Source organism: Rhodococcus sp. NPDC056960 (genome assembly GCF_042674125.1).
Classification (GTDB): Bacteria; Actinomycetota; Actinomycetes; order Mycobacteriales; family Mycobacteriaceae; genus Rhodococcus_F.
On sequence record NZ_JBHURF010000083.1, the window covers coordinates 1 to 2,860 of the forward strand.

At 68.2% G+C, this 2,860-nt stretch carries 4 protein-coding genes; all 4 read right to left on the reverse strand.

All coding sequences use genetic code 11. The features are described from left to right. A partial coding sequence (locus ACFTWF_RS44965) for an aldehyde dehydrogenase family protein (protein ID WP_378467522.1) occupies positions 1-422 on the reverse strand: 422 nt, incomplete at its 3' end. Between the two features lie 44 nt (positions 423-466). After that, the gene (locus ACFTWF_RS44970) at positions 467-1,708 is read right to left on the reverse strand and encodes an NAD(P)/FAD-dependent oxidoreductase (protein WP_378467523.1); all 1,242 of its coding nucleotides are present in this window, start codon (positions 1,706-1,708) and stop codon (positions 467-469) included. After that, positions 1,705-2,472, reverse strand: a complete 768-nt coding sequence (locus ACFTWF_RS44975; protein ID WP_378467524.1) for a GntR family transcriptional regulator — start codon at positions 2,470-2,472, stop codon at positions 1,705-1,707. The genes ACFTWF_RS44970 and ACFTWF_RS44975 overlap by 4 nt, the downstream gene beginning before the upstream one ends. Positions 2,473-2,515: 43 nt before the next feature. Beyond that, a partial coding sequence (locus ACFTWF_RS44980) for a RidA family protein (RefSeq protein WP_378467525.1) occupies positions 2,516-2,860 on the reverse strand: 345 nt, incomplete at its 5' end.

A 2,860-nucleotide genomic window follows, 5' to 3' on the forward strand; every position in this document is an offset into this window, starting at 1 on the left:
TGGTAGGTCTTGGACTGATTGAGCATGGTCGCGGCGTTGATCTCGTCGCGGTACTTCCCGGCGACCAGTTCCGCGGCGCGCAGGAACACCGAAATCCGGTCCCACCACGGCAGCCGGGACCAGTCATGGCGGGCCGCGAGCGCGGAGTCGACGGCCTGGCGGACGTGTGTTTCGTCGGCCATGCTCACCTCACCCAACACCCGGGCGTGCTCGTGCGGGCACACCACCGGCTGAGTCTGTTCGGTTTCGATGACCTTCCCGCCGATCGACAGCGGAATCGACTGGGTGGTGCCGCCGATCCGCTTGATCTCCAGCGCCACCGCCTCCGCCTCGGGCGAGCCGGGGCGGTAGTCGCGGACCGGTTCGTTCTCCGGGGTCGGGACGTGGAAGTTACCGGCGATGTGATGGATTGCTCCGGACACAGATCTCTCCTTAATTTCGTGCGGTCGTTCGGGTTTCGGCGCTGTCAGAAGCGGGTCAGGCGGAACGGTTCGAGCAGCCGCTGCTGACCGTGCCGCGCGATTTCCTTCGCGGCGAGGGCGCCGGTGACCGGGCCCAGGGTCACCCCGAGGGTGCCGTGCCCGGTGGCCAGGTACAGGCCCGACCGCCCGGGGACCGGACCGATGATCGGCAGATCGTCCGCCGCGGTGGGCCGGTGCCCGACCCACTCGATCTCCACATCGGTCGGGCGCCAGTCCTCGAGGAAACTGCAACCCTGCCGCACCACCATGTCCAGACGCTTCCGATTCAGCGTGAAATCGCGGTTGCCGATATCGAAGGTCCCCGACAACCGCACCGCGTCACCGAACGGGGAGCAGGCCACCATGTTCTCGTACAACTTCAGCGGATGGGTCGGGGCGGTGCCCTCCCCGAACGCGGTCATGCTGGTGCCCTTCGCCGCCTCCAGCGGGACCTTCACCCCGAGCGGGGCGAGCAGGGTGCGGGTGGGGTGGCCGGCGGCGACGACGACGTTGTCGGCGACCATCTCCCGCCCGGACTCGGTGGTGAGCATCCACTGCCCGCTGCTGCGGGCCGCGATCCGGGTGACCGCATCGTGCTCGATCACCGCACCGCCATTGGCCTGCACCCACTTCGCCAAACCCTGACACAGGGTCTCCGGCCGCACGTGCCGCTCACTCTCGAGGTGCAGCGCCCCGGCCAGGTCCCGGCGCAGCGCCGGATCGAAGGATGCGGCGTCCGCGCCGCGGTACACCCGCACGCTGCCGACGTACCCGAGCGAGCGCATCTTGGTGACGACCTGCTCGTAGTGGGCGAGGTTGTCCTCCTGTTTGAACACCACCGCCAAACCGTCGGTGTACTGCTCGAAGCTCACCCCCCGCTCCAGAAGGGAGTCGAAGTAACTGTGCGCGGGACGGGCGAAGTCCTGCAGTGCGGCGGTGCTGGTCGCGTTACGTTTCTTGGTGCTCGCCCGCAGGAACCTCGTGATCCACGCGGCGAAACCCGGTTCGAGGTGCGGGCGCATCCGGGCCGGGCCCTCGGTGCTGGTGAAACTGCGGAACGCATCCCGCACCGCGCCCGGTGCCGCGCGGGGGGTGGACAGGAACGGGGTCACCCAGCCGGCGTTCCCGGCCGAGGCCGCGGCACCGACGGCCCCGGAGTCGACGACGGTGACCTGATGGCCGAGTTCGGAGAGTTCGTATGCGCACGAGAGTCCGATGACTCCCGCACCGACGACGATGGTTCTCACAGGTTTCTTCCTGACTGTGTGTCGAGTAACTGACGGACCGTCGCGCGGGCATCGCGATAGGTCCGTTCGAGAATGTCGTGAGCGCCGTCACCGTCGCCGCGTTCGACGGCGTCGATCAGGTGCGTGATGTGGCTCCAGGTGGCGAGTCCGTGCTCGACGGCGTTGACCACCCACAGGCTCTTGTACGCACGGCACGTGTCCCACAATTCGCGCACCATCTTCAGGAGCACGTCGTTGGGACCGGCTGTGTACAGCGCCATCAGGAGCTGTTCGTCCTGCCGGACGGCCTCGACCACGTCACCGCGTTCCGACGCCTCCTGCAGCAGCTGCCAATGCCGGTTCATCGCCTCGAGGACGCCGGCGTCGGAGTGTTCGACGCCCGCACGAGCGGCCACGGGTTCGAGGAGGATCCGGATGTCGTAGACGTGCTCGAGCTCGTCGATGCTCAGCTCACGGACCTTTGCGCCCCGGTACGGTTCGACGACGATCAGGCCCGCCTGCTCGAGCCGGCGGAAGGCCTCCCGCACGGGCATGTCGCTGGTCCCCACCAGTGCGGCGACCTCCCGGATCCGCAATTGCTTGCCGGGCAGCCATTCGCCCTGGGCGATCCATCCGCGCAGGGCCTCGAAGACCTGATCGGCGAGCAGTGACGAGGACACCCGGTGCTGCAACTGCGCCGACAGCGGCGCACTGAGGTTGGGTGCGACCGACGGCACGGTGGTGACGACGGATCGCGTCGCGCCGGACTCGGTGGCGTCGGTCATGATGCGAAGCCTTTCTGGGCGGGATTACGAAAAGAGTTGTGCTTCAGGACTGTCGGCGGTAGGCGACGGCGTCGAACTCGACCGCGGTACGCCCCCGGAAACGGGAGACCTCGACGGTGGTGCGGGCCGGCGCCCCGTGGACCGTCACCACCGAGGCGTAGACCTCGTTGAGCTCGGGCAGCTTCTCGATGTCGGCGACGTAACCGTTGATCTTGAGCACCGTCGACCACTCCGCGCCCGCGGCGCGCAGCGAGGTCTCGAGATTCGCCAGCGCCGTGCGCACCTGGGTGGAGAAGTCCTCCGAGGTGGTGCCGTCCGCCTCGACCGGAAGCGCGCCGCTCGTCCACACCAGATCGCCGAGGACGGTGGCCGCGGAATACGGCGCCGT

Coding starts and splice junctions, on each gene's coding strand:
- ACFTWF_RS44975 (WP_378467524.1), bottom strand. CDS start 2,472: ATGACCGACGCCACCGAGTCCGGCGCGACGCGATCCGTCGTCACCACC.